The 25742-nt window shown below is 40.8% G+C and carries 29 protein-coding genes and 1 other annotated feature; of the genes, 2 read left to right on the top strand and 27 right to left on the bottom strand.

What is annotated here, in order from left to right; genetic code table 11:
• Window positions 1-131: 131 nt before the first annotated feature.
• From ileS to NDN60_RS04370, 16 genes are all read right to left on the bottom strand, one after another.
• A complete protein-coding gene (gene ileS, locus NDN60_RS04445) occupies window positions 132-2918 on the bottom strand; it encodes an isoleucine--tRNA ligase (protein WP_056948364.1) in 2787 nt (928 codons plus the stop codon).
• 43 nt (window positions 2919-2961) lie between these two features.
• Window positions 2962-3171 (bottom strand) — a binding site (T-box leader).
• Complete coding sequence (locus tag NDN60_RS04440) at window positions 3149-3973, bottom strand: DivIVA domain-containing protein (protein ID WP_011374462.1); 825 nt, start codon at window positions 3971-3973, stop codon at window positions 3149-3151. It overlaps the preceding feature by 23 nt.
• A gap of 33 nt (window positions 3974-4006) precedes the next feature.
• Window positions 4007-4795, bottom strand: coding sequence for a YlmH family RNA-binding protein (locus tag NDN60_RS04435; protein ID WP_016264915.1), 789 nt, complete (start codon window positions 4793-4795; stop codon window positions 4007-4009).
• A gap of 1 nt (window position 4796) precedes the next feature.
• Complete coding sequence (locus NDN60_RS04430) at window positions 4797-5081, bottom strand: YggT family protein (RefSeq protein WP_011374460.1); 285 nt, start codon at window positions 5079-5081, stop codon at window positions 4797-4799.
• Window positions 5082-5516: a cell division protein SepF gene (locus tag NDN60_RS04425; RefSeq protein WP_011374459.1), complete on the bottom strand. Its 435-nt coding sequence runs from the start codon at window positions 5514-5516 to the stop codon at window positions 5082-5084.
• A gap of 15 nt (window positions 5517-5531) precedes the next feature.
• Complete coding sequence (gene ftsZ, locus NDN60_RS04420) at window positions 5532-6770, bottom strand: cell division protein FtsZ (protein ID WP_011374458.1); 1239 nt, start codon at window positions 6768-6770, stop codon at window positions 5532-5534.
• A 27-nt stretch (window positions 6771-6797) separates the two neighbouring features.
• On the bottom strand, window positions 6798-8108 hold the full coding sequence (gene ftsA, locus NDN60_RS04415) for a cell division protein FtsA (protein WP_011374457.1): 1311 nt from the start codon (window positions 8106-8108) through the stop codon (window positions 6798-6800).
• Window positions 8109-8237: 129 nt separating this feature from the next.
• Window positions 8238-9098, bottom strand: coding sequence for a cell division protein FtsQ/DivIB (locus NDN60_RS04410; RefSeq protein WP_011374456.1), 861 nt, complete (start codon window positions 9096-9098; stop codon window positions 8238-8240).
• Window positions 9099-9119: 21 nt separating this feature from the next.
• A complete protein-coding gene (gene murG / locus NDN60_RS04405) occupies window positions 9120-10220 on the bottom strand; it encodes an undecaprenyldiphospho-muramoylpentapeptide beta-N-acetylglucosaminyltransferase (RefSeq protein ID WP_035146272.1) in 1101 nt (366 codons plus the stop codon).
• Window positions 10221-10235: 15 nt separating this feature from the next.
• Window positions 10236-11600: a UDP-N-acetylmuramoyl-L-alanine--D-glutamate ligase gene (gene murD, locus NDN60_RS04400; protein WP_011374454.1), complete on the bottom strand. Its 1365-nt coding sequence runs from the start codon at window positions 11598-11600 to the stop codon at window positions 10236-10238.
• Window positions 11601-11615: 15 nt separating this feature from the next.
• Window positions 11616-12578, bottom strand: coding sequence for a phospho-N-acetylmuramoyl-pentapeptide-transferase (gene mraY, locus NDN60_RS04395; RefSeq protein ID WP_035146274.1), 963 nt, complete (start codon window positions 12576-12578; stop codon window positions 11616-11618).
• 32 nt (window positions 12579-12610) lie between these two features.
• On the bottom strand, window positions 12611-14749 hold the full coding sequence (locus tag NDN60_RS04390) for a penicillin-binding transpeptidase domain-containing protein (protein ID WP_025015841.1): 2139 nt from the start codon (window positions 14747-14749) through the stop codon (window positions 12611-12613).
• Complete coding sequence (ftsL, locus tag NDN60_RS04385) at window positions 14746-15120, bottom strand: cell division protein FtsL (protein ID WP_016264908.1); 375 nt, start codon at window positions 15118-15120, stop codon at window positions 14746-14748. The genes NDN60_RS04390 and ftsL overlap by 4 nt, the downstream gene beginning before the upstream one ends.
• A gap of 11 nt (window positions 15121-15131) precedes the next feature.
• Window positions 15132-16088, bottom strand: coding sequence for a 16S rRNA (cytosine(1402)-N(4))-methyltransferase RsmH (gene rsmH / locus NDN60_RS04380; RefSeq protein ID WP_016264907.1), 957 nt, complete (start codon window positions 16086-16088; stop codon window positions 15132-15134).
• Window positions 16089-16102: 14 nt separating this feature from the next.
• Window positions 16103-16534, bottom strand: a complete 432-nt coding sequence (gene mraZ / locus NDN60_RS04375) for a division/cell wall cluster transcriptional repressor MraZ (RefSeq protein ID WP_011374449.1) — start codon at window positions 16532-16534, stop codon at window positions 16103-16105.
• A gap of 261 nt (window positions 16535-16795) precedes the next feature.
• Window positions 16796-16918: a DUF4044 domain-containing protein gene (locus NDN60_RS04370; RefSeq protein WP_011374448.1), complete on the bottom strand. Its 123-nt coding sequence runs from the start codon at window positions 16916-16918 to the stop codon at window positions 16796-16798.
• A 127-nt stretch (window positions 16919-17045) separates the two neighbouring features.
• Between NDN60_RS04370 and NDN60_RS04365 the strand changes: the two genes are divergently transcribed.
• On the top strand, window positions 17046-17402 hold the full coding sequence (locus NDN60_RS04365; RefSeq protein WP_056948360.1) for a DUF3397 domain-containing protein: 357 nt from the start codon (window positions 17046-17048) through the stop codon (window positions 17400-17402).
• Between the two features lie 37 nt (window positions 17403-17439).
• Here the strand turns inward: NDN60_RS04365 and NDN60_RS04360 are convergent, their stop codons facing one another.
• The 10 genes from NDN60_RS04360 to NDN60_RS04315 form a co-directional block, all read right to left on the bottom strand.
• Window positions 17440-18066, bottom strand: coding sequence for an HAD-IA family hydrolase (locus tag NDN60_RS04360; protein WP_035146286.1), 627 nt, complete (start codon window positions 18064-18066; stop codon window positions 17440-17442).
• Window positions 18066-18512 carry a D-aminoacyl-tRNA deacylase gene (dtd, locus tag NDN60_RS04355; protein ID WP_035146288.1) on the bottom strand — a complete coding sequence of 149 codons (447 nt, stop codon included), beginning with the start codon at window positions 18510-18512 and terminating at the stop codon, window positions 18066-18068. The genes NDN60_RS04360 and dtd overlap by 1 nt, the downstream gene beginning before the upstream one ends.
• Before the next feature lie 12 nt (window positions 18513-18524).
• Complete coding sequence (locus tag NDN60_RS04350) at window positions 18525-20756, bottom strand: RelA/SpoT family protein (protein ID WP_035146291.1); 2232 nt, start codon at window positions 20754-20756, stop codon at window positions 18525-18527.
• A gap of 81 nt (window positions 20757-20837) precedes the next feature.
• Window positions 20838-21182 (bottom strand): hypothetical protein, encoded by a 345-nt coding sequence (locus NDN60_RS04345; protein WP_011374443.1) that lies wholly within the window; start codon window positions 21180-21182, stop codon window positions 20838-20840.
• A gap of 39 nt (window positions 21183-21221) precedes the next feature.
• A complete protein-coding gene (locus tag NDN60_RS04340) occupies window positions 21222-21977 on the bottom strand; it encodes a 16S rRNA (uracil(1498)-N(3))-methyltransferase (RefSeq protein WP_011374442.1) in 756 nt (251 codons plus the stop codon).
• A gap of 11 nt (window positions 21978-21988) precedes the next feature.
• Window positions 21989-22891, bottom strand: a complete 903-nt coding sequence (prmA, locus tag NDN60_RS04335; protein ID WP_099947642.1) for a 50S ribosomal protein L11 methyltransferase — start codon at window positions 22889-22891, stop codon at window positions 21989-21991.
• 63 nt (window positions 22892-22954) lie between these two features.
• A complete protein-coding gene (locus tag NDN60_RS04330) occupies window positions 22955-23479 on the bottom strand; it encodes a DUF3013 family protein (RefSeq protein ID WP_011374440.1) in 525 nt (174 codons plus the stop codon).
• Between the two features lie 143 nt (window positions 23480-23622).
• Window positions 23623-24009 (bottom strand): hypothetical protein, encoded by a 387-nt coding sequence (locus tag NDN60_RS04325; RefSeq protein WP_011374439.1) that lies wholly within the window; start codon window positions 24007-24009, stop codon window positions 23623-23625.
• Between the two features lie 32 nt (window positions 24010-24041).
• Window positions 24042-24488 (bottom strand): hypothetical protein, encoded by a 447-nt coding sequence (locus NDN60_RS04320; protein WP_011374438.1) that lies wholly within the window; start codon window positions 24486-24488, stop codon window positions 24042-24044.
• A gap of 100 nt (window positions 24489-24588) precedes the next feature.
• Window positions 24589-24753, bottom strand: a complete 165-nt coding sequence (locus tag NDN60_RS04315) for a hypothetical protein (protein WP_011374437.1) — start codon at window positions 24751-24753, stop codon at window positions 24589-24591.
• Between the two features lie 122 nt (window positions 24754-24875).
• Here NDN60_RS04315 and ybaK point away from each other — a divergent pair, with 122 nt between their 5' ends.
• A complete protein-coding gene (ybaK, locus tag NDN60_RS04310; RefSeq protein WP_011374436.1) occupies window positions 24876-25382 on the top strand; it encodes a Cys-tRNA(Pro) deacylase in 507 nt (168 codons plus the stop codon).
• An 80-nt stretch (window positions 25383-25462) separates the two neighbouring features.
• On the opposite strand, the gene NDN60_RS04305 is transcribed toward ybaK, so the two are convergent.
• Window positions 25463-25705, bottom strand: coding sequence for a hypothetical protein (locus NDN60_RS04305; protein ID WP_025015847.1), 243 nt, complete (start codon window positions 25703-25705; stop codon window positions 25463-25465).
• Window positions 25706-25742: the final 37 nt, after the last annotated feature.

Below are 25742 nucleotides of genomic sequence, written 5' to 3'. Positions count from 1 at the left end.
AAAAAATGATAAGTCATGTTTAAACATTAACAAAGACTAAGATTAATGTAATCGTTATCAAATTTTTCGAACAAAAAAAGCTCAGATTGCCGCAATAACGCGGTATATCTGAGCTTTTTTAAGCATCATGTTTATTTTTCTAAACCTTCAGCAACTGCTTCTGGGTAGTTGGCTGTGACAATCGCAGCACAACGCGCACAAAGCATTGGGAACTTGTCGTCTGAACCGACATCGGTCTTAATCATCCGACAACGATCACAAACGTCACCTTCGGCATGAGCAACACTAACAGCAACGCCGTCAAATTGTGTGGCTTCTGCTGGGGCTTCTACAGCTTGGTCAGCAATTGTTAATTGTGAGACAATCAATAATTGTTTAACGTCAGCATCTAATGAAGCTAATAAAGCAGCATTGGCTTCGTTTGGATAAAGTGTTACGGCAGCTTCTAATGACTTACCGATGACCTTGTCCATCCGGGCCGTTTCAAGGGCTTTTAAGACATCGTCACGAATACCCATGAAAGCATTCCATGTAGCGACTAAGTCTTCTTCACCGGCAAAATGTGCCACTTCTGGCATTTCAGCTAATTGAACGAATTCTTCTGGTTCATGTAAGTAGCTCCAGATTTCTTCAGCTGTATGTGGCAAGATTGGTGTTAATAACTTCGTCAAGGCAACTGCTACTGCATAGAAAACAGTTTGCATGTTACGACGAGGCGCATCATTTTGGCCATCAATATAAACAACATCTTTAGCGAAGTCTAAGTAGAAGGCTGATAATTCGTTCGTTAAGAACATATTGATTGTCTTATAAACTGTGGCAAAATCGTAAGCATCGTAAGCAGCTTTACAGCTTGCAATGATTGCGTTTAAGCGAACCAACATGAACTTATCAACTGAGCCTAATTCTGCGTAATCAACTGTGTCTTTGGCAGGATCAAAGTCGGTTGTGTTAGCGATCATAAAGCGCATTGTGTTCCGGATCTTCCGGTAAGCTTCACTGACTTGTTGGAAGTTTTCCATTGTCACTTTCACATCTGAACTAGCATCGACTGAGGCTACCCAGAGGCGGACAATATCTGCACCCATTTGTTTGATGATCTTTTCAGGTAGGATTGTATTCCCAAGTGATTTACTCATCTTACGACCATTACCGTCTAAGACGAAGCCTTGTGAGATAACAGCCTTATAAGGGCTCACTTCGCCAACCGCAACACTCGTGATTAAACTTGAGTTAAACCAACCACGATATTGATCTGAACCTTCTAAGATTAAGTCTGCTGGATAAGTTAATTCATCACGAGCAGCTAAAACAGCTTGATGTGATGAACCTGAATCAAACCAAACATCCATGATATCTTTTTCTTTTGTAAATTCACCATTTGGGCTACCAGGATGTGTAAAGCCAGCTGGTAATAAGTCTTTAGCATCCCATTCAAACCAAACGTTTGAACCGTGTTCTGCAAAGAGTTGTGCCACACGTTCGATTGTTTCTGGTGTGATGATTTCTGTACCGTCTTCAGCGTAGAAGATTGGTAATGGCACACCCCATGCCCGTTGACGAGAGATAACCCAATCGCCACGATCACGAATCATGTTGTAAAGACGCGTCTTACCCCATTCTGGCATGAATTCAACTTTTTCGATTTGTGCCAAGATTTGATCTCTGAACGCATCGATTGAAGCAAACCATTGTGCTGTTGCTCGGAAGATAACTGGTTTCTTTGTCCGCCAGTCATGTGGGTAACTATGCGTGAAGAAGTCGAGTTTCAATAATGAGCCGTTCTTTTCAAGCGCTTCTGTCACCATTGGGTTTGCTTTGTCGTAATAAACACCTTCAAAGCCAGGGGCATCTTCAGTCATAATCCCTTTGCTGTCAACGACTGAAAGCACTGGTAACTTATATTTTGTCCCAGCGTTGTAATCATCTTCACCGTGACCTGGTGCCGTATGCACTAAACCAGTCCCAGTTTCTAATGTCACGTGGTTCCCTAAGATCACCAATGATTCACGGTCATATAATGGGTGGCGGGCTGTCATTAATTCCATGTCAGCACCCTTGAAAGTCTTCAAGATTTCAACTGATTCCCAACCAAGAAGATCAGTCATCTTGTTCAAACGTTCTGCAGCAACAACGTATTTTTGACCGTCAGCTAATACTTGAACATAATCAAAAGCTGGGTTAACAGCAATCCCTAAGTTAGCAGGAATTGTCCATGGTGTTGTTGTCCAGATGATGAATTTTGTGTCAGCATCTAATAAATCTTTACCATCAACAACGTTAAACGCAACGTACATTGATGGTGACTTGATGTCTTTGTATTCAATTTCAGCTTCAGCTAATGTTGATTCTGATGAAGGTGACCAGTAAACGGGCTTCTTACCTTTATAGATATAGCCTTTTTTAGCCATTTCACCGAAGACACGAATTTCTTCAGCTTCGAAATCAGCTGTTAAAGTGATGTATGGATTATCCCAATCAGCAGAAATACCAAGGCGTTTGAAATCTTGGCGTTGCGTGTTGACTTGTTCCATGGCATAGTCGTAACAAAGTTTACGGTAGTCAACAAGGCTCATTTCCTTCCGTTTAATACCCTTTTTAGCCAAGGCTTGTTCGATTGGCAAACCATGTGTATCCCAACCAGGGACAAAAGGTGCGCGGAAACCGTTCATTGATTTGTAACGAACGATGATATCTTTACTTGTTTTATTTAAGGCGTGACCCATGTGGATATTACCGTTAGCAAATGGAGGCCCATCATGAAGTACGAATGATGGTTTACCTTCATTTAATTTTTGCCGTTGTTGATAAAGGTTGTTATCGGCCCAACCTTTTTGCCAATCGATTTCACGATTAGGCAAACCTGCTCGCATTGGGAAAGCTGTCTTACCCAAGTTTAATGTTTCTTTGATACGCATTAAATCACTCCTCAATTTTTTAAAACAAAAAAGACCCCGCCCCGTATAGGACGAAATCTTCGTGGTACCACCTAATTTTGAGAGTCAAAGACCCTCCTTAAGATGCGTTAACGGGCATTGGCCGTTCCAAACTACTTGATTCATCTGAAAAACAACAAGGTGATACACACTAAATAGAGCATTACCAACCTTCCACCAGTCGTTGGCTCGCTTAAATGTTATTTAATTTGTTAATTCTTGTTATTGTCTGTTAATGGTTCGCTATCGTCTTCTTCGATTGGATTATAGCCATAGTCATTATGAGTTTCTTCTGATTGAATTTCATCATCTAAAGTATCGGCCTTAATGACTGGTTCTTCAGGTGCTTCTTCATCAGCTACTTCTGGTAACTTATCATCAGGGAAAACAATCGTATGGGTTGTTTGATCAGAAAAGTCATCAGTCGTAATATCATCCCATGGTTTAACTACTGTCTCTGAGTCTACTAGATTATGCTTCTTGCTGTCAAGGTCTGTGAGGTCAATTTCTGCAGATAATGCTTCATGACCAGCTAAATCATCTTTAGATAATAGGTCTGTCCATTCGGGGCTCTTAACAACTTCCAATTGTGATTCGAGCATCACTTGTAATCTTTGACGGAAAACGCGTGTTTGTTTCTTCAAATCGTCTGTTTCGATGGCGATTTGTTTAGCACGTTCAGTTGCATCTTCAATAATGTGGTTGGCTTTTTCAGTCGCATCATTCAACATTGATTTAGAATTCTTTTCTGTTTCAGTTTGAATAATTTCAGCTTCTCTTTTAGCATTTTCTTTAACTTTATCGGCTGCTTCTTGGGCCACAATAATTGATTGGTTCAAGGCATCTTTTAATTCGTTAAAGTAAGTGACCTTTTCATCACTTGATTTTAGTTCTGCTTTTAAAGCATCATTTTCATTTAAAACTGATTCGTAATCCTTAATCACTTGGTCTAAAAAGTCATTAACTTGATCAGGATTATATCCCCGCATCTTATTGCCGAACTCTTTGTTATGAATATCTAAAGGTGTTAAAACCATTCTGAAATCCCTCCGTCATTTTCAACATTTCTATTATTTTCTTAGAATACCAAGTGTCACACGGTATTTTTCTTTACGCGTTTGACCATCAATTGATTTGAGCTGAATACGCCCATAGCCACGGACAGAAATAATGTCTAATAAGTCTAATTCAAAATCAGGCTTATCAAAGGCTTGCCAATTCAATTTCACTTTATTACCTTGAACAAGCTCTTTAGCACGTTGCCGTGACATATTATAAACTGCCGCGATAATCGTATCTAGTCGGAATGAACTGACTAATAGCTGTTCAAACTGCCAAGCATCCCTGGGGATAATCAACTCAGTATAGGCTTGTTCTTCAAGGTGAACAGTAACTTTACCAATCTTCGTAATCTGATTCACCACATAGTCAGCCATCTTAGTTGTGACAAAAAATTGCCACCGTTGACCATCCGTCATGATATCACCAAACACGTTTCGATCAATACCAGCGTTGACCAATGTTCCTAAAATCTTACCATGCGAAAGCTGTGCAAATTTAATTGGATAACGAATTTCAAAGAGTTGGATTTCAAAATCGGCTTCCTCAGGTTCAAAATAAGTTGGTGCAATCAACGCACGTTGTCGTTCAGCAGCATTGTAGCCCCCACTGAAATGGTATTTAAGCTCACCCTTTTCACCAATTAAGGTTTGTAGAATGTAAGCCTGTCTAGGATCTAAAAAATCCGTTAATATTGCACGGTATTCAGTTGTTGCTTGTTCAATCCAATCAAGAACTTGTGCAACAAATGGCGCTTCACTTTTTCTAAAGTGCTGATAAACAGCTTCGTTATCAGCCATCTTAGTAATACCTCATGGCTAAGATTTGAATAATCGTCCCTAAGCCACGTTCGACTAAATACAAGACAAAGCCAGCAATGATGGCGGAAAAACCAATACCACCAATTGCTGGTATGATCCGGTCAAAAACCCCTAAGAAGGGTTCAACCAATCTCGCAAGTAGCTGACCTAATTTAGAATCCATCGCACCTGGAATCCAAGTTAATAGACAATAAATAAAGATGATGCCCACATAAATCCTTGTGGCTTGCATTAGGAACATTAATAAATAGATTACAAATTGCACTTAGTTCACCTCAGAATCAAAATCATTTTGATCGATAATATCGGATAGATTACCGTCAATTTCATAGTTTGGTGGCGTGCATAAAAAGATTTGTTCACCGACCCGTTGAATTTCACCATTAATTGCGAAAACTGTCCCGGTCAGAAAATCAATTATGCGTGACGCTTGTGCACCCTCAATTCTCGTAAAATTAACAATAACGGCTTTATTTTCGAGTAAATGCTTACCAACTTTTTTAGCGTCAGAGTAAATACGTGGTTCGCAAAGTACGATTTTATTCATCTTAGCATTGCCTGCGGCGGTCATTGAAATAATATTATCCGGACGTGATGTTGGACTGACTTCATCAGTTGTCTTGGTTCCTTGCAGATCAGTCGAATAATCTTCATCTTCTGTCATGCCGAAAAAATTACTGAAACTAAATTTACCAGCCATCAGTCATCCTCCTAATTATTTACGACGTCGTTTAAAAAATGGGGGTACATCATTGTTATCTTGTTTTGTATCCACAGCGTCACTGTCTACTTGTGCTGTTCGTTTGAAGATGTCGAAGTCTTTCTTTTCAACTTCATCAAATTTTTCAGTCGCTTTCGCTTGTTCGCGTGGATTAGGTTCACGACGCATGTCCCAATTGCCGAAAGGATCGTCATTAGTTGTTTGTTTAGGTGTACTAGGTTGTACAGGTTGACTTGTTGTTTGAGCAGCTTCTGGACGTTTTGGTGTTTTACCATCGTTATCGATCCCAGTTGCAATCACAGTTACGACAACTTCGTCTCCAAGATTTTCATTGATTGATGTCCCGAAGATTAAGTTGACTTCACTTGTTGCAGCTTGTTGAACGATACCAGCAGCATCTTGTGCTTCAAATAATGACAAGTCTGGGCCACCAGTGATGTTTAAGAGGACTTGTTCTGCGCCATCGATTGAAACTTCCAATAATGGTGATGAAATAGCCTTCTTCGTTGCTTCTGCTGTCCGGTTTTCGCCAGTAGCTGAACCAATCCCCATCAAGGCAGAACCTTGGTTTGCCATTACTGTTTTAACATCAGCAAAATCCAAGTTGACATAACCAGGTGATGTGATTAAGTCTGAAATCCCTTGAACCCCTTGACGTAAAACATTATCAGCTTCGTGGAAAGCTTCCAACATTGGTGTCTTCTTATCAACAATTTCAAGTAAACGGTTATTAGCAATAATGACTAATGTATCAACATGTTGTTTTAATTCAGCAATCCCTGAAGCAGCGTTTTTACCACGTTTAGGGCCTTCGAATGTAAATGGACGTGTCACAACACCAACAGTCAATGCGCCTAAGTCTTTAGCGACTTTAGCAACAACTGGGGCTGCACCGGTACCAGTACCGCCACCCATACCACCAGTAACGAAGATTAAATCAGCGCCTTTTAAGGCTTCTGCTAAAACTTCTTCACTTTCTTCGGCAGCTTTTTGACCAATATCAGGTGTTGAACCTGCACCTAAACCGCGTGTCAATTTAGGTCCTAATTGGATTTTTGTTTCTGCTTTTGAATCTTCAAGCGCTTGTACGTCAGTATTAGCCGCGATAAAATGAACGCCTTTAACGCCTTCATCGATCATTCGGTTAACGGCATTGCCACCAGCACCGCCGACACCAATTACTTTAATAACTGCGCCATTGTTTTCTTGTTCCGCATCTAATGAATATTCCATATGCTTTTCCTCCTGTAACGACTAGCCCTATTCAAAAAAGTTACTAAAGAAACTTTTTAGGCCTTCGAATGTATGCTTTGATTCAGTTTTATGTTTCTTTTGTGGTGCTTCTTTAGGTGTCGCTTGAGTCTTAGCAGTTGACTTCGTCGCTGTTTGACGTGCTTCAAATTGCTCGACATTGCCAAGCGCACTTTGAACCAGCCAATCCACTTCCGTCAAGTTAGCTATGTAGTTAATTAAACTTAACCCTTGCGCAAACGAAGGATGACGTAATCCCATTTGATCTGGAATGTAGAGTTTAACAGGGCAATTAAAAACTTCCTGTGCTAAATCAACAATTCCAGGTAAAGCTGTCACACCGCCGGTCATGACAATTCCGCCCGGCATATCGAACGCATTGACTTTATCCAAGGCCGTCTTGAGACGATCAAAGATTTGCATCATACGTGCTTCGATAATTTCAGCTAGTTTCTTCTCAGTGATTTGAATCGGCGCTGTTTGACCCACGACTTCGATTGGAATTTGTTCTTCCTCTGAAGCAACTAGTGAATCCGCATTCCCATAATCACGTTTAGCTTTTTCTGCATTCTCAATTGATGTATTTAAGACCACTGAAATATCTTTGGTGATGTGGTCGCCACCTTCTTGGTCAATTGCAGTAAATTTTAATTGATGATCATGAATAACTGCAGCGGTACTTTGACCACCACCAAGATCAACAATAATTGCGCCAAAGTCTTGTTCCCCATCTGATAACGCTAATTTACCTAATGCTAATGGATTAACGACCAGTTGTGAGAGTTCAAGACCTGCTTTTTCAATACATTTCTTTAAGTTGTGAATCATTGTTTTAGGTGCCGTGAATAAAATTCCTGACATTTCAAGACGCACACCCATCATCCCGCGAGGATCTTTAATTCCGTCAAAACCATCTACAGTAAACTGCATTGGTAAGACCGTTAAAATCTCACGTTCTGGTGGTAAGTTCCGCACTAAAGCGGCGCTTGCAACATCTTGTACATCTTGACTTGTTATTTCTTTTGATTGATCAGAAACGGCGATCATGCCTTGGCATTCTTCAATCTGTAATAGATTAGCTGGAATACCTGCGACAACTTGTGTAATTTCAATATTTGCTTTTTGCTCTGCTTGTTGAACGGCTTGTTGAATAGCGGAAACTGCTTGATCAATATCAACAATTGTGCCGCGACTCAACCCATTAGATCTTGCCGACCCAACACCTATCACGTTTAATTGTTTATTCATTGATTCTGCAACAATAACTTTAATTGAAGTAGTTCCAACATCAAGCCCAACATATATTTTTGAATTCTCCATTAAATATGTGGAACCTCCTTGCATTCAATTAGAATAAAATGATTCCTATGCTAAATAGTACCACATTTCGACTAGGTTTAGAAAGCCTTAGAATGTTATTTGAAGCCCGTTAACTAATTATTTAAGCGATTACGACTTCGATTGCTTAAATAATTTTGAATACGCACCCACTTCAAGGTCAATTTTACCCTTGCCATCCATTTGTTTCACTAAAACAGGATAATATTTAATTTTTTTGGCCAACGTTCTTAAATCACCAATTACTTCGTTACCATCATTCATATATAAGTGAACTTGATAAGGATTATCATTTTGTGCCGTTAAACGAATCTCAGAAACCGCACTTTGAATGCTATCAGGAATATCATTATAAAGCTTAAGGCCCAGTTTCAAATAACGATCATTTTTAAAATGGCTGTAAACCGGACTATTCCCTAATGACTGGGTCATTTTCGTTTTTAAAATAGTCCCATTTTCTAAGATTGGGTAATACTGCTTATGCTTAAACATATACCCCACCGTCTTATACTCTGAAACGTTGATTGCAACATGATTTATTTGGCTCACTTGCAAGCCAACCTGTTTAATCTTAGGTAATTTCGTTTGAATATTATACTTAGTTTTCGTGTGGTGCATTAATTGCCACAACACATTATCGCCAAGCTGAATCCCACTTGCATTAATGACCTGTTGATCGGGTACCGACTTTGTGCCGTTAACGGCTAACTGTTGAATATCACTTTTTGTTGAGATGAAATAAGTTGCAGTCAAACTACCTAAAGTAAAAATCCCTAGAATGACCACTAGTTGCCATCTGATCTTTTTACCACGTTGTTTCTTTAACTGCGGTAGTTGATTGGTAATTGTTGGGCGCCCCGGTTTTAAACGTTGTCGCCGTTGCCGTTTCCACCGTTTAATCTGGTAGGCGCGCCACACCTTTAATAACTGTAGCGGATCATGTGACCCGAGCTGCTTTTTATTATTTTTCAAGTCACACGCTTCTTTCTACAATTAAATAATCGTTTCAATGACCTCAATAATCCGGTCTGATGCATCCGGAATACCACTCTTCTTAGCAGCTTTAGCCATCGCATGTTGTTTTTCTGGCGTTTCGAATAGTGTATCTAGTGCTTTAACAAGACTAGCACCTGTTAATTCTGGTTCTGGAATTAAAATAGCGGCGTCTTCTTTCACTAAACTTTGCGCATTTTTAGTTTGATGATCATTTGTCACGTATGGACTAGGAATTAAAATTGATGGAATCCCCAATGCCGTAATTTCAGCAAGACTAGTGGCACCAGCCCGGCCGACAATTGCCTTCAAGTCAGGTAATACTTCGGGCATATTACTAATATAAGGCACAAACGCCAAATTACTATTTAACGTAGTATTAGCTAAGGCTGCTTGCACATTTTCGTAATGGACTTGACCAGAAACGAATAGGACTTGATAGTCACGTTCGTTTAAAAGTGGCACCGCATCAATAAACGCCTTGTTGATACTTGGGGCGCCACGACTACCCCCAAAAATCATGACAGTTGGACTATCCGTTTTTAAACCAAATTCGCTTAAGCGTTCATTGGGAACCATTCCGGCCACTTGTTGGGCCCGTGGATTCCCTGTTAAAACGACTTTGTGCATTGGAAATTGATCGCTAACAGATTCAAAAGAAATTGCCACTTTATCAACGAACCGTGCTAAGAATTTATTCGTCACACCGGCTGCTGAATTTTGTTCATGAATAATCGTTGGTACTTTTAAACGACTTGCGGCATATAACAGTGACCCTGACACATAACCACCAGTCCCAATGACAACATCTGGTTTGAATTCTTTAATCATTTTTTTAGCAGACTTAATACTGCTCATAAACAATTCGATTGTTTTAAGATTGGTTTTAATCCCGTTAAGATTCATTGAGCGTTTAAACCCTTGAATCTCAAGTGTTTTAAAATCAATCCCCTGATCAGGCACAATTTTACTTTCTAAACCACGTTCTGTTCCGACATATAATACGGCATCTAACAAACCACGTTGTTTTAGACGTTCAATTAAGGCTAGTGCTGGGTAAATGTGGCCACCTGTGCCACCGCCAGATATCATTACTCTCATTATTAAATCTCCAATTTATTCTGTAATTTGTTCAACCGCATCAATGTAGACATCGCCGCGTTCTTCAAACGTTTTGAATTGATCCCAACTTGCACAAGCAGGTGATAATAAGATCACATCACCCTCTTGACTTGCCGCGTAAGCTGCAGGCACTGCTTCAGTTAGTTGATCGACAATTTCAATCGTTTCAATTCCGGCTTCTTTGGCCGTTTGTGCCAACAATTGCTTTGTTTCACCATAAAGGATAATCGCCTTGACATGGGCTTTCAATAAATCAGTTAATGGTTCAAACGTAAAGCCACGATCAAGGCCCCCAGCAATGAGAACGATTGGTTGTTTGAAACTCTTCAAGGCAACCTCTGTCGCTTCCATATTTGTGGCTTTTGAATCGTTATAGAAACGACGGCCTGCGAATTCTTTAACGAATTGCATCCGGTGTTTAACACCTGTAAAGGTCGTTAGGACTTCAATAATTGCTTCGTTTGATTGGCCCATTAACTTAGCGGCTGCCAGTGCTGCTAAGGCATTTTCAACATTGTGATCGCCAGGGACATTAATATCTGTAACTGGCATGATGACTTCACCTTTAAAGCATAGTTGGCCATCTTTGACATAGGCCCCTTCTTCAGAAGTGCCTAATCTAGAAAATGGCACAACTTGCGCTTTGGTTTGTTGGCTTAAGGTTCTTAATTCTGGTAAGTCCCAGTTCACAACAAAGTAATCAGAAGCTGTTTGATTTTGGACGATCCGCATCTTAGCTTGCACGTAATTTTCACGTGTCCCGTGATAATCGAGATGTGCTTCGTAGATATTCGTTAAGACTGCTACCTTGGGTTTAACAGTTGTTGTCCCCATCAATTGAAAACTTGATAATTCGGTGACCATTGTATCTTTGGCCGTTGCTTTTTGAGCGACTTCACTCAACGGAATACCAATGTTTCCGGCGGCATATGCATGTCCTTGTGCACGTTGATAGTTCAACATTAAGGCGATTAAAGTCGTCGTAGTTGTTTTCCCGTTTGAGCCAGTCACACTCACCCAGTCAGCTTCAGAAACTTCATAAGCCAATTCTGGTTCTGTCAAGACGGGAATCTCGCGTTTGATGGCTTCTGCCACCATTGGATTATCATAGCGAATTCCTGGGTTTTTAAAGAGGTAATGGAACCCTTCTTCAAATAAAGCAACTGGATGACTACCCGTAATGACAGTTGCACCAAGCGCCCGTAATTCAGCGACTGCTGGTGTGTCCTCTTGATCTTGGCCATCATTAACAGTAACTTTTGCGCCTAATTGTAATAATAGTTTAGTAGCGTTAACGCCACTTTTACCTAGTCCTAATACTAAAACAGATTGATTTTGATATGTTGCGATGGTTCTCATCGAATTCGCCCTCTTCTAAAAAATTAACAGATAAATTGCTGAACAGATAATGCTGAATACCCAGAAACTAATATCAATACGCCATTCGCTCCAACCAGACATTTCAAAGTGATGGTGGATGGGACTCATTTTAAAGATACGTTTATGGAATAGTTTGAATGAAGCAACTTGGAGCATCACACTGGCCGTTTCAATGACATAAACAAGGCCAATTAATAATAGTGAGAATTCACGGTGTAAGAGAATTGACATGGCTGCCAACGCCCCACCAAGGGCTAATGAACCAACGTCACCCATGAAAATTTGAGCTGGCTTATGATTAAAGATTAAGAATCCAATCAAGCCCCCAATAATTGTTAAGCCAAAAATCGCAACATCGATTTGATTTTGTCTAAAAGCAATAATCGTATAAGTTGCAAATGACACAATTGCCAAACCAGCAACCAAGCCGTCAATCCCATCCGCTAAATTAACCGCGTTTGAAAAGCCAACCAACCACACGATGACAAATAAACTAAAGAACCAACTGCTAGAAATTGTACCGATTAACGGTATGTTCAGTGCGTGGCTGAAACCTTCGTGGAAATAAACCGCTAAGAAAACTGCGCCACCCAAGATTTGACCAGCTAATTTTTGCCAAGCCCGCAAACCAAGGTTTTGTTTTTTGAAGACTTTGATAAAGTCATCTGAAAAACCAAGTAAGCCATATAGTACTAGGATGAATAATGCGATCCATAAGCTATTGGTCAATTGTTGCAACCAGATAGCGACCCAGATACTAGAAATTACTGCGGCAACGATGAACACCAACCCACCCATCGTTGGTGTACCGTTTTTCTTAGCGTGCCACTTAGGACCTTCATCACGAATTGTTTGTCCCTCTTTTTTAAACCGTAAATAACCGATGAATAACGGCATGAAGATCACCGTAATCACAAACCCACTCATTAGGGGTATTAAAAATTGTCCCGTTAACATGATATAAACTCCTTTAATCCACTCTTATTTGACTATTTTAATTGTACCTTAATTTGCTTGACGCCGTCTAACAAACTATTAACCGCTAGACTTTGATGATAAGCATAACCACTGCCTTTGATATCCACATCGATCCCCGTTAATTGCGCTAGTTTTAGTAAGTCATTTTTTGACCAACCATTAACATCCGGCATCGTCATCGCGCCGTTGGTCATCAACAAGACCCGTTGGTTCGGCAAAATGACACTGCCGGCTTTTGGTAATTGTTGCACGACGAGATTACCGCTACCTACCAATGTTGTCTTTAGGTTTTGCGCTTCTAGTTTCTTTTGCGCATCCTTTGTTGATTGACTCAAGACCGAAGCGACTTTAACTTGTTGTTGCTTATCTTTTTCGGCTTCCTTCGTATACTCTAGCGCCCGTTTCATCATTGGATTAAAGACTTGCGATAAAATGGTTTCCGCACTATCCGTCATATTACCCGGTTGCTTCATTGTGATATATAAAATGTATTTAGGATCATCTGCCGGTGCAATTCCCGATACTGAGAAGATATAGTTGCTTGCACCAGTTAAATAGCCACCGTTAGGACCCGTAATTTGCGCCGTCCCGGTTTTAGCCGCGATTTTATAGCCCGGAATCTGGTAAACCTGACCAGTCCCATAATCTTTATAAACGACGTCTTCCATATTTTGCATGACTTTCTTAGCCGTGCTGGCTTTGATTGGTTTACCGGCTTTAATCGGTGTGATTTGTTGTTCTTGACCAACACCTGCCAAAATTTGCGGCTTAATCATTGTCCCATTGTTAGCAATGGCACTTGTCATCTGCAACATCTGCATGACATTGACGTTAATCCCTTGCCCAAACGAAGTCGTCGCCTGATCAAGTGGTCGTTCATATTGCAAGGTGCCGGCCGTCTCACCTGGTAATTCGATACCCGTTTTCTTGAGGAAGCCAAATTTTTCAATATAGGACTTCCAAGTCTTGGCACCCATTTCCTGTTCTAATTTGACCATCCCAACATTACTTGAGCGGGCAAACGCTTGGTTGAGCGGAATCATCCCCCACCCAGCGGTCTGCCAATCACTAATTTTCTTACCACTGACCAACACAGAACCAGATTTATAGTATTGATCTGGATTATAGTGACCTGAATCGATCGCAGCTGATAACGTCGCAATCTTCAAAACAGAACCAGGTTCATAACCATCTTCGACCAAAGTATCGCGCCAAACATCACCAATACCTTTTTTAGTACTTGCATTAAAAGTTGGTCGTTGTGAGGCCGCTAAAATTTCACCGGTCTTAGCGTTCATTAAAACGGCGTTCATGCTAGCCGGTTGATATTTCTTATTAACTTTACTCAACAGACTTTCTAGATAGGATTGCATCCGTGAATCTAGTGTTAAATACACATCTTGACCGTTCTTAGCGGCTTTGACTTTGTTTTTGTTCTGATTAATCGAATAGCCATACGAATCCTTCGTCAAATTCTTATAGCCATCTTGACCCGTTAATTGTTCGTTGAAATACTTCTCAACCCCCATGACGCCAACTAAATCTTGACTACCACTATCTTCTGAACCTTTAGGCGTTTGTGCAATCCCCACAACGTGCGATGCAAAAGTCCCATTAGGATACAAGCGTGTTGGTGATTCTTTAAAGTAAATCCCGGTCAAATGTTGCTTTTCAATTTTTCGTTTAATGCTGAGTGATAAATTCTGCCCGGCACTCCCAAATTCAACTTGGTAAACAGCTTTATTTTTAGGCGTCAATTGCTTATAAATATTAGCTTCACTCATTGGGAGGTACTTGCTGAGCGCCTTTGCTGTTTTCTTCTTATCTGCTACGTATAATGGCTTTTTATCCGCAGTCACATAATCATGACTCAAAACCGCATAAACGGCATAGGCGTTGGTATCTTGTGCTAAAACATTGCCTGATGAATCATAAATTGTGCCCCGTTGTGCCCGAATCACGGAGTCGCCTTCATATTTCTTGTTCGATCGTTTAGTTAAATCAACACCCGCAATATGCCCGGTTGCGGCGATGTACGCAAAACGACCCATGAAAATCAGAAAAATCGCCGCGATAATCAGCAATAAAACTTCGCCAAATATGCGTCGATTCTGTCGTGGACTCCTATGTGTCCTAAATAAATTTCTCATTTAGCCACATTCCGAATATTGTTTTCGTTTAATTTCAGATTATTTTTCTTAGCAAAGGCATCTAAACGGTCGGAGCTTGTTAATTCCCCGATTTCTTGTTTTAAATCATTATTTTTAGCACGTGTTTGACTCATATCTTGAGTGGTATTTTCTAATGTCCGTTGTGCATTAACCACCGCGATTTTAGTCGAGAGTAAGCTTACTAGCATTGCAAAAAAAGCAATCCCGATTACGGTAACGGCTAATTTTTCAAGTGTGGAATAAGCTACTTTTTGAGTTGTTTGTTGCGCTGATTGACGAGCAGGTTCTTGAACCTGACTCGGAATACTTTCTGGGGTCGTTAGTTGGCGAGCTGCATTGGTTGCCATCATAATCATTCCTTCTAGTCTATTTCTTTTTGTTTTTCAGCTACTCTTAACTTAGCACTGTGTGCCCGGTGGTTAACCGTTAACTCGTCTTCTGTTGGTAGGATTGGTTTGCGATTAACCAGTTTTAAAACGGTTTTTTCGGTGCCCGGCATAATCGGTAATCCCTTAGGAATATCTGGTAATGTCGCTTGTTCCTTAAACATTGTTTTGACTAAACGGTCTTCCAATGATTGGAACGTAATGATGCTAATTCGACCACCCACTTTAACTAATGGAATGGCTTGTTCAACTGAATCTTCAATTGCGCCTAATTCATCATTAACCGCAATTCGGATTGCTTGGAAAATCCGCTTAGCTGGATGCCCACCCGTCCGTCTTGCCGGTGCCGGAATTGCCTCTTTAATTAAATCTGCTAATTGGATTGTCGTTTCAATGGGTGCAATTTCTCTTTGTTGTTCGATTTTACGTGCGACTTGTTTTGAGAATTTTTCTTCACCATATCTGAAGAAAATTTTAATCAATTGTTGGTAAGACCATTCGTTAACGACTGTATACGCTGTTAACTCGGCGCCTTGATCCATGCGCATATCGAGTGGCGCTTCTTTTTTATAACTGAAGCCGCGTTGGGCATCGTCAAACTGTGGTGATGAAACACCTAAGTCGTATAAAATACCATCAATCTTCGTGATGCCTTGTTCAGCGAGTGCTGTTTTCAAAAATCGAAAATTACTCTTGATAAATGTCACTTGTCCTGCATCCGCATACTTCGCTAACCGTTGGCGACTACTTTCAAGTGCGTGGTCGTCTTGGTCAAATGAATAAAGATGTCCGGTTGTTAATTGTGACAATAAGTATTCACTATGACCACCACCACCTAGTGTTGCATCAACGTAAATCCCGTCTGGCTGAACATTTAAGGCATCAACCGTTTCTTTTAATAAAACACTTTGATGTTTAAATGTTTCTGTCATATTGTTACCATCCTTTAAAAATCAAAATCTAACATATTTTCAGCAATGTCATCGAAATTTTCTTCAGCTTCTTCACTAAAGCTCGCCCATTTTTCTTGGCTCCAAATTTCGATTCGATTGGAAACCCCAATCAGCACACATTCCTTTTCTAAAGAAGCGTGGGTTGATAATGCTTGGGGAATCATAATGCGGCCCTGTTTATCCGGGGTACATTGCACCGCAGCTGAGTAGAAAAAACGCACAAAAGCACGTGCATCTTTTTTAGCGAGTGGCAGTTGTTTTAATTTCTCTTCCAACTGTTCCCATTCGCTGAGTGGGTAACCGAAGATACAATTGTCCATACCACGGGTCAACACGAATTCAGTTCCTAATGCTTCCCGGAACTTGGCTGGTACAATCAATCGGTTCTTCGTGTCGATTGTGTGATGAAATTCACCCATGAACATATACTTCACCCCTTTACCCACCTCAACTCATTTTAGTCTACCATAATCCCCCACTTTCTACCACATTTTGACTAAAAAAAACCAAAATCTTATCTTTTAGGATTTATTCCCACTAACCCACTAGCCATAACCATTTTGCGCCTTAATAGCACTGCCTATTAACGACATCTCGTTCACTAGTGAACAATCCTTAAATAGATCGTCGAACCACAACAAAAAAGGCCTAGGGCAAAATACCCTAGACCAATCATTTAATTAATTTTAGAAGTTTAAGACGCCGGTTGCTGCCAATGAGCCAAAAATAACAGAGCCTACTGTGGCGATTAACATAACCCAAACAAAAATCTTGGTTATCCGACTAAAAGTACTTGTTTGTTTCTTCAACGATTCCACCACCTAGTCTTTTTTCTTATCAGCAGTTTACACCGAATCAATGCAAAGTGCAACTTAGTCCTTTTTATCTTTTCAGAAAGACGGTACAATGGGGATATTAACTTTCGAGGTGATTCAAATGCCATTTACGGCTACGTTATTCTTTATTCTATTACCGTTAATTTGTTTAGCCATCGGTTACGGCTTAAATCTTGTATTGCAACGCTTTTTCAAAAAACAACTTCACTTTGTCGACTGGCTACCCGTGCCATTTTTAATAAGTGCCATCGCGCTTAGCCAACCATTTTTCAACAAAGCTGGTTGGTATTTCTGCTTGGTCATCTGCGTATGGGGCATCATTTGGAGTCTAACGCGGTTTTATTACGACCATGCGCTTTATCCCCGCAAGTTTTTCAAAAGCTGGTGGCGCTATGTCTTATTAATGTCAGGCGCTTGGTACCTTGCCTTTCTCGTTATCGCATTGATTGTAAAATAAAAGTCGCACGCCAAATTGGCATGCGACTTTTTTGATATCATTTATTGAAATAATCAATCAGCATCGATAAATCAGTAATCGTCACTGTCGGTTGCGCCGCAATTAGTAAGCAATCAACGTCAAAATAAACCGTTTGAAGTCCAGCGTTAATCCCGGCTTCAATATCCAACGCGCGATCGCCGATCATAACTGTCTTCGCTCTATCTAATTGATAACGATCGCAGAGGTAATTCAAACTGTCCGGCGCCGGTTTGCGCGCAAACCCGTTTTGGCTAGTGACAATCTCCGTAAAATACTGGTCGAGATGATGTTCCGCCAAATATTTTTGAGCCGCTGTATCACGATGCGTCATCAAGAAGTTACGCCCGGTCTGACTAACCCGTTCTAAAATAGCCGCCGCCCCTGGATAAGGTTGCGGTGCAATTTGCGTCTTCGCCTCGAGTTGATGATATTGTTGGTCTAATGTCGCAAATGCAGTCCCCGTTTGATCGGCTAATGCTTGTAACACCTTTTTAATTGATGTTTGTTTAATCGCTTTGTACAAAGCATTCTGATCAACTGGTACTTGTTGTTGCTGATAAACCGCAACGAGCGCTTTTAACATTACTGGATAGGTATCATAGAGTGTCCCATCAAAGTCCCAAATTGCATTTTGATAAGCCATTAATTATCCCTCGTATCAAATAAAATCGTCACCGGACCATCGTTGACAAGGGCGACTTGCATATCCGCCCCAAATTCACCCGTTTCAACAGTGATTCCAGTAGCCGCTAGTTTTTGGTTAAATAAATGATACATTTTTTGCGCATAATCAGGTTGCCCTGCCCCTGTAAAACTAGGCCGGTTCCCCTTCTTGGTTGAGGCATATAACGTAAATTGCGATACTGATAAAATGGCGCCATTGACTTGCCCTAACGCCAAATTCATCTTCCCTGCTTCATCTTCAAAAACCCGTAATTGACTGATTTTTTTGACGAGGTAATCCAAATCGGCCTCTGTATCGTCATCGCAAATGCCGACTAACAGTAAAAAGCCCTTGTTGATTTGACCAACGACTTGTTCTTTAATTGTGACACTTGCTTGGCTGACACGTTGTAAGACTACTTTCATGGTTAACGACTCCTATCCTTGCACTCGTTTAACTTCGTAAACATCTGGAATATTTTTAACGGCTTCCATAATCCGTTCGAGATGATCAATATTGCGAATCCCAACCGTCACATGAATATCAGCCATTTTATCATGGTCAATCCGCCCCATGACATTGTTGAGTTGTTTGCTGTGTGCATTCAACACTTGTAAGACATCGTTTAATAAACCGCCCCGATTGTAACCATAGACCTCTAAGTTGGCATCGTAGAGTTGATCATGTTTAGCGGACGTATTTTCCCAACTGACTTCCGTTAGTCGACTGTTCATATCGGCACGATCCACGATATTGGGACAATCACGACGATGGACTGAAACACCACGCCCTTTTGTCACATAGCCAACAATATCGTCGCCAGGCACTGGATTACAGCACTTGCTTAAGCGCATCAACACATTATCGACACCTTCGATGATGACGCCATCTTCATGTTTAATCGTAATATGACTACCAGCAGCCTTTTGACCTGGTTTTTGAGAATCCTTGGCCGATAAAATTTCAGCTTCTAGTGCCTTTTGTTCATTCTCTTCTTTTTCACGACGTTCCTTAAGTGTTAATCGGTTCAAGACCGCTTGTGCTGAGATTTCACCAAAGCCCACCGCTGCAAATAATTCTTCTTCTGAATTAAAATTAAAGTGCGGCAAAATGATTGCTAAGCTATCCTTGTTCAGATGTGCCTTCACAGTATGACCTTGTTCTAACAACAAATGTTCAATTGCTGTCCGGCCTTTTTCAACATTTTCATCACGATCTTCTTTTTTAAAGTACCGTTTTACTTTATTACGAGCACGGGCTGTGAAAGCTAACTTAATCCAATCCCGACTTGGTGTCGCACTAGTTGAGGTTAACATCTCCACAATATCACCGTTACGTAATTGATAATTTAATGGGACGATTTTGCCGTTAATCTTAGCACCAACCGCATGATTACCCACTTCCGTATGCACGAGATAGGCAAAATCAATTGGTACCGAGCCTTTTGGCAACTCGTAAACATCGCCTCTAGGGGTGAAAACGTAGACGCGGTCGCTGAAGATATCGCCTTTGACACTTTCCATAAATTCTGATGCATCATCTGAGGCATCTTGAATTTCTAGAATTTCACGGAATAAATCTAACTTACGGCCTGATTCATCTATCTTAATTTGTTCCTTAACGCCTTCTTTATAAGCCCAATGTGCCGCAACCCCATATTCAGCAACGTTGTGCATTTCTTGCGTCCGGATTTGTACTTCAAGTGGTTTGCCTTTAGGACCAATCACCGTTGTATGAATCGATTGATACATATTCGCTTTGGGCATTGCAATATAGTCTTTAAAACGACCGGGCATTGGTTTCCACTTAGTGTGAATGGCGCCTAAAACAGCGTAACAATCTTTAATCGAGTCAACCACTACCCGAATTGCGAGTAAATCATAGAGTTCTTCGAATTGCTTGTGTTGATCGCGCATCTTGCGGTAAATCGAATATAAATGTTTAGGACGACCGTAAATTTCGTAGTTCATGTCCAAATCGGCAACTGAATCCTTGATGTCTTCAATTGCTTCTTGAATATAAGCTTCACGTTGTGTCCGCTTAGAATTCATCAAATGAACAATCCGATAGTATTGTTGTGGGTTAAGATAGCGTAGCGAAATATCTTCTAGTTCCCACTTAATCTTACTAATCCCTAAACGATCAGCTAATGGCGCATAAATTTCCAACGTTTCATTAGCAATCCGCCGTTGTTTTTCGGGTTTCAAATGCTTTAACGTGCGCATATTATGCAGACGATCGGCTAGTTTTACCATAATGACCCGTAAATCCTTGGCCATCGCTAACAACATCTTCCGATGATTTTCAGCGAGTTGTTCTTGATGCGATTTATACTTAATTTTCCCTAATTTCGTCACACCATCAACAATGACTGCCACATCTTGGCCAAACATCTCTTGCACATCACCTAAGGTAATATTGGTATCTTCAACGACGTCATGCAAATAGCCCGACGCAACTGTCGCCGGATCCATCTTCAATTCTGCTAAAATACCTGCGACTTGAATCGGATGAATAATGTACGGTTCACCTGATTGACGTACTTGTTCCTTATGCACATACGCTGCAAAATCATACGCCTTTTGCACGAAAGCAAGATGCTCAGCATTCATGTATTTCTGACATAGCTGGATCACTTCTTGCTGTGAAATCACTTTTTCTTCTGACATCTTGCCCAACTCCAATTCCGACTCTACTAAAATTTGTTTTTTTAAACAACAAAACTGGCTCAACAGTTTGTCGAGTCAGTTTTATTTGCGACGTTCGTACGCAGTATTAATACCCAAATAACTTAATAAGAAGTAAATTGGGACAAACCAATAATTATAATCTGCGAAGCGGACAACAACCATTAAGGCAAATAAAACTGGCAGATAAAAAATATTATACCAAGGGGCGTGTGTTTTCTGAATGCGATAGCCGATGAAAAAGGCTGCACAGCCATTAATTGCCATAAACAGCAACCCAATGCGCCACGTTTTACTAATTGATAACCAACCGAAAACGAGTGGCAATACAACGGCAAGGAGTAACGCTACTAAGAAGTAACGGACCCAAACTTGCTTTAAAAAGCGATTATTTTTAATTTTATCCATTGTGAAGCCCCTCTATAAAAATTATTATTACCTATCATACTATAAAGTACTCAATTCTGTCACATATGAAATTGCGCTTAGTAGATATAGCGGTGCTGTTTCGGCCCGTAAAATTCGTGGTCCCAAACCAGCTAACAAGAAACCTGCTGCTTGTAAGGCCTCAATTTCCTTTGGTGCAATGCCACCTTCTGGCCCAAAAACACAGATTAAACTTTGCCCTGGTTGCGCTGATTGTAGGCTTTGAACCAATTGGCCGTGTTCACCGGCTTTGGCTGATTCTTCGTACGCCACTAATTTAATGTCCGCTGATTCTTCAGCAATTGCCGTTAAACTCGCGCGCCATTCAATCACCGGCACATGGGTTCTATGCGCTTGTTCAGCCGCTTCTTGGGCAATCTTTTGCAGACGCGCTAGTTTCTTCACCTGCTTTTTAGCATCCCAACGCGCTACTGAAAATTGACTATTACAAAAGATAAAGCGATGTGCGCCTAATTGCGTCCCCTTTTGAACGATCCAATCGGTCTTATCACCTTTAGAAAGGCCACAGACAATCGTCGTTTCAATCGGCAGCTCAACATCTGTTTCCACGGCTGATTCAACTGTCACAGTCGCTTGTTTTTGCGTCGCATCTGCTGATTGCAATTGTGTGATAAAAGCTAATTCTTCTGGCGTCACGATTTCAATCTGATCGCCAACTTGCATCCGCATCACCTTGAGCATATGATGCGCCGTTTCACCGGTTAATTGTAATGATTGACCAACCGTCACGGTTTCTTCAATAAAATAACGTTGCATTCATTTGACCTCTAATCTTCGTCCGTCTTTAGCCGGGTAATCAAGCCGACCCAATCGCCCATATGAAGGCTTTCTTCAACCATTAAACCGTTAGCGCTCAATGTTTCGCGAATGACCGCTTCTTTTTCAGTGATAATCCCAGCCAATAATAAGTGGCCGCCTTCTTTTAATAAGGCCGGCACTTGTGGAATCAGGGGCACTAAGACCACTGGTAACATATTGGCGACGATTACGTCAGCCGCACCAGTAATGCCGTGTAATAAATCGTTTGGTTTGGCAATGATGCCTTGTGTAATGGGGTTCAAATCAAAATTAGCCACCGCGGCATCCACTGCGACTTGATCTACATCGTACGCGCGAATATCTTGAACACCTAAATGAGCTGCCGCAATACTCAAGACACCAGAACCTGTCCCAACGTCGATCAATTGTTCACCGCCGCGTAAAACCATTTCTAACATTTGTACTGAAAGATGCGTCGTAGGATGCGTCCCAGTACCAAAAGCCATCCCTGGATCCATTCGGATTAAAGCTTCACGTTCATCTGTTGGTTGGTAATCCGTCCAACTGGGCACAACCGTTAAGAAACGGGTTAGACGGGTTGGTTGATAATACTTTTTCCATGCAGTTGCCCAATCATCATCGGCCACCTGTTGTAGATTAACGCTACCTTCACCAATTGATAAGCCGAATTCCGTGAGTTGTAACACGCGTTGACGAATCAACGGTAACTTTTCAGGAACAAAAACCGTTTCTGGGAAAAAGGCACTGACTGCTGCCACATCTCCGACTAAAGTATCGTTAATTGAGGCGTCTTCGATTTGAATGCCCTCGGCGCCAGCTTCGGTTAAAATATTTGCGATCGCTTCAACTGCTTCATTGACAGTTGCAACTGTGACTTTCGTCCATTCCATGTATTCTGCTCCTTAATGATTAAAACAGGCCAAAAGAATTTGACCTGTCGCTGAAATCTATTCTTAGTATTTAGGGTAAGTGTAGTATTTTTTAGCTAAGTCATCACTGGCTTGAGCAACGGTTGCTTGGAAAACCGTGTCATCCCAGTCCAAGATAAATGTTTCGTCATCTGATTCATCGTTTACAAAGGCAGCTAAACGATCTTCACCATCATCTAATAGGTCTTGGAGATAATTGAAAACACCACGCCCGACTTGGGCATTCAAACCTTGGCGGCCAGAAAATGGAATGACAGCTAAATAGTTATCAGCATATTCAAAACCGTCGATTTTGCTTTCATCGAAGAATAAAATTGCATCTTCATAACTAATTTCATCTGATTCATTTAATTCGCCATTTTGATCTTCGACAGCCAATTCTTGGCTCTTCGTCACATTTAACGTGAATTCTAATTCGATCGCCCGTGATTGTTTATCCCAGTTGATGTTGATATCGCCGCTAAATTGTAAATCATCTAATTCTGCTTCAAAAAATTCTAACATGTTTTTTTCGACCATAATTGTCACCGTATCCTTTAATTTGTTCATTCATCGGCTATCAATAACAGCCGAACACCTGCTAATATCATACCTGATTACGCAATGAATCTAAAGCACTTATCATCTGAAACACAAAAAAAGCCGTGACAATTGTCTCCGGCTTAATCGATTTCTGATTGAAACGTCCAATTTTAGTCGGCCTTTTTTTGGCCCCAATAATTAATATCCATTGTATTAGCATCATAACGGTGAAATTCAATGCCTAAATCTTCAAGCGAGTGACTCATAACCCGCCCGTATAAACGCATATCAGCTTCTTCCGTATTATCCGCTGGTCGAATCGCGTGCATTAAAATAAACTTCGCCATTTCTTCTTGAACCGATGGGATAATCTCTGACAAAGGATCAAAGACCATCGTTACGAACCGAATCTCGTTGCTATCACCATCTTGCGTGAGTGAAACAAGTGGAAAACCGCCGAAATTCTGTCGCTGTCCTAAATAGGCTAGTAACTGATCAATCTGTTCTTTGGTAAAGCCTGATTTATAAAAAAGAAAATGCCAAGTCTGTCTATTCATAATGTCACCTGCTCAAATTTAAATTACCTTTATTATGCCATATCAGCGGTTGAAAAACTAACCATAGAAATCGCATGTAAAACTGTGTTAATTTGTTCACGTTGTGTTTCTTGATCATGACGCGCCGCTAAAACTTGCGCATAAACTTCTTTAGAAGGCCCTTCAAAAGAATGAACCATCGTTTCTGTTGCATCAACGTAGTGTTCAAGTGCCGTAATTAATTGCTGATTAATCGTGACAAACGCAGTTGGTGGTTGCACCGCAGCGACTTGAGTAACAAATGCCCGCAGGACCGTTAAATTTTGGTCAACGTAATGATCCAGGGTCGCTAACGTTTCACCGACTGTGCATCTTCCTAAAATAATATTCCTACAAGTTTGCGTACACTCGAAAAACACCGTTTCAAATACAACGAATCTCTCGAGCAGTTGGTTCACCTGAACCACATAGCTTACAGCCGGTATTGTCTTGGTTGTCATCGATATCCGCTCCTTTAATTTTTCAATTAGTCAATAATTGACTTAAGCATAGATTATCAAAATAATTGGAATTTATTAAAGAATAAGCTCATACGAATCACTATTTTTTGTGAATTGGTTGCTGATATGGTTTGGTTAACCCCGAAAAGGCCACCCGAATCTTCTGATAATGCGCATCGTTATCCCTTGCTTGACTGACCAATTGCGTAAAATCATGTGCTTGAACACCACTTACTGTTTCTTGCCGTTTTCTAAACCATTTCATCACAATCAACTCCTTATTTAAAGTCATTATACCCCTATTCAACATTAATGGCGGTCCTTAAATTTACATTTTTAACAAATTGCCGTAAACTAACTATAATCACTAAAGGAGTGGCATCTATTTTGGGTAAAAAGAAAAAACAAGGACAACTCGCAAAGACCCTTGTCGAAAAAATATTAGACAAACAAAAGGTCGCCTATACACAATTTGAGTTTCCAACACACGAAGAACATCACGTCGCACAAATGCAGGTCGATCACTTGGATATTGATGAACATCTCATCTATAAAACACTCGTGCTCTCGGGCAAACAAACCGGCCCAATTGTCGGTGTCGTCCCCATCGATTGTCATTTGGACGAAAAGAAACTCAGCAAGATTTCCGGTAATAAAAAAATCGCGATGGTCCCTTTAAAGGATCTCGTAGCAACAACCGGGTACGAACATGGCGCCAATACGCCCGTTGGTATTTGGGAAAAAGCACATTTTCCAATCTATATCGACCAACAAGCCGAAAAAGAACCTTTAATCTTTGTTTCATCAGGTAAAATTGGCCGTTCAATCCAGATTAACCCCCAAGACCTGAGCCGGGTGGTCTCAGGCACTTTCGCAGATATTAGCGAAGACTAAAAAAAGGACATCAATTTGCCAATGTAATCACTACAACGAGTGATTTAACATTGCGAATCGATGTCCTTTTTTAATTCATATTAATCTAAATAGCCTGCTAAGTTGTGATTAGAAACAATCACCTTATCCTTCAACAAGGTTGGCGTCTTCACAATATTGTGAATGACCGTTTGTGGGGTCACACCCGCTTGCGCTAAAGTTGTTAGTGCATCGGATTTTACCACTACCTTCTTAATCGACTGACATAGTTTGATCGTTGCAACATACTGTCCCTCATCTTGCGCTTCGGTAATCTCGTATTTCCCATAAAAATGTTTGTTCACGGTCACTCATCTCCTTGTAAAAAGGATAACACAGTTA

It is taken from the genome of Latilactobacillus sp., from assembly GCF_033176295.1.
Taxonomy (GTDB): Bacteria; Bacillota; Bacilli; order Lactobacillales; family Lactobacillaceae; genus Latilactobacillus; species Latilactobacillus sakei.
This window is presented reverse-complemented; position numbering and strand designations above follow the sequence as displayed.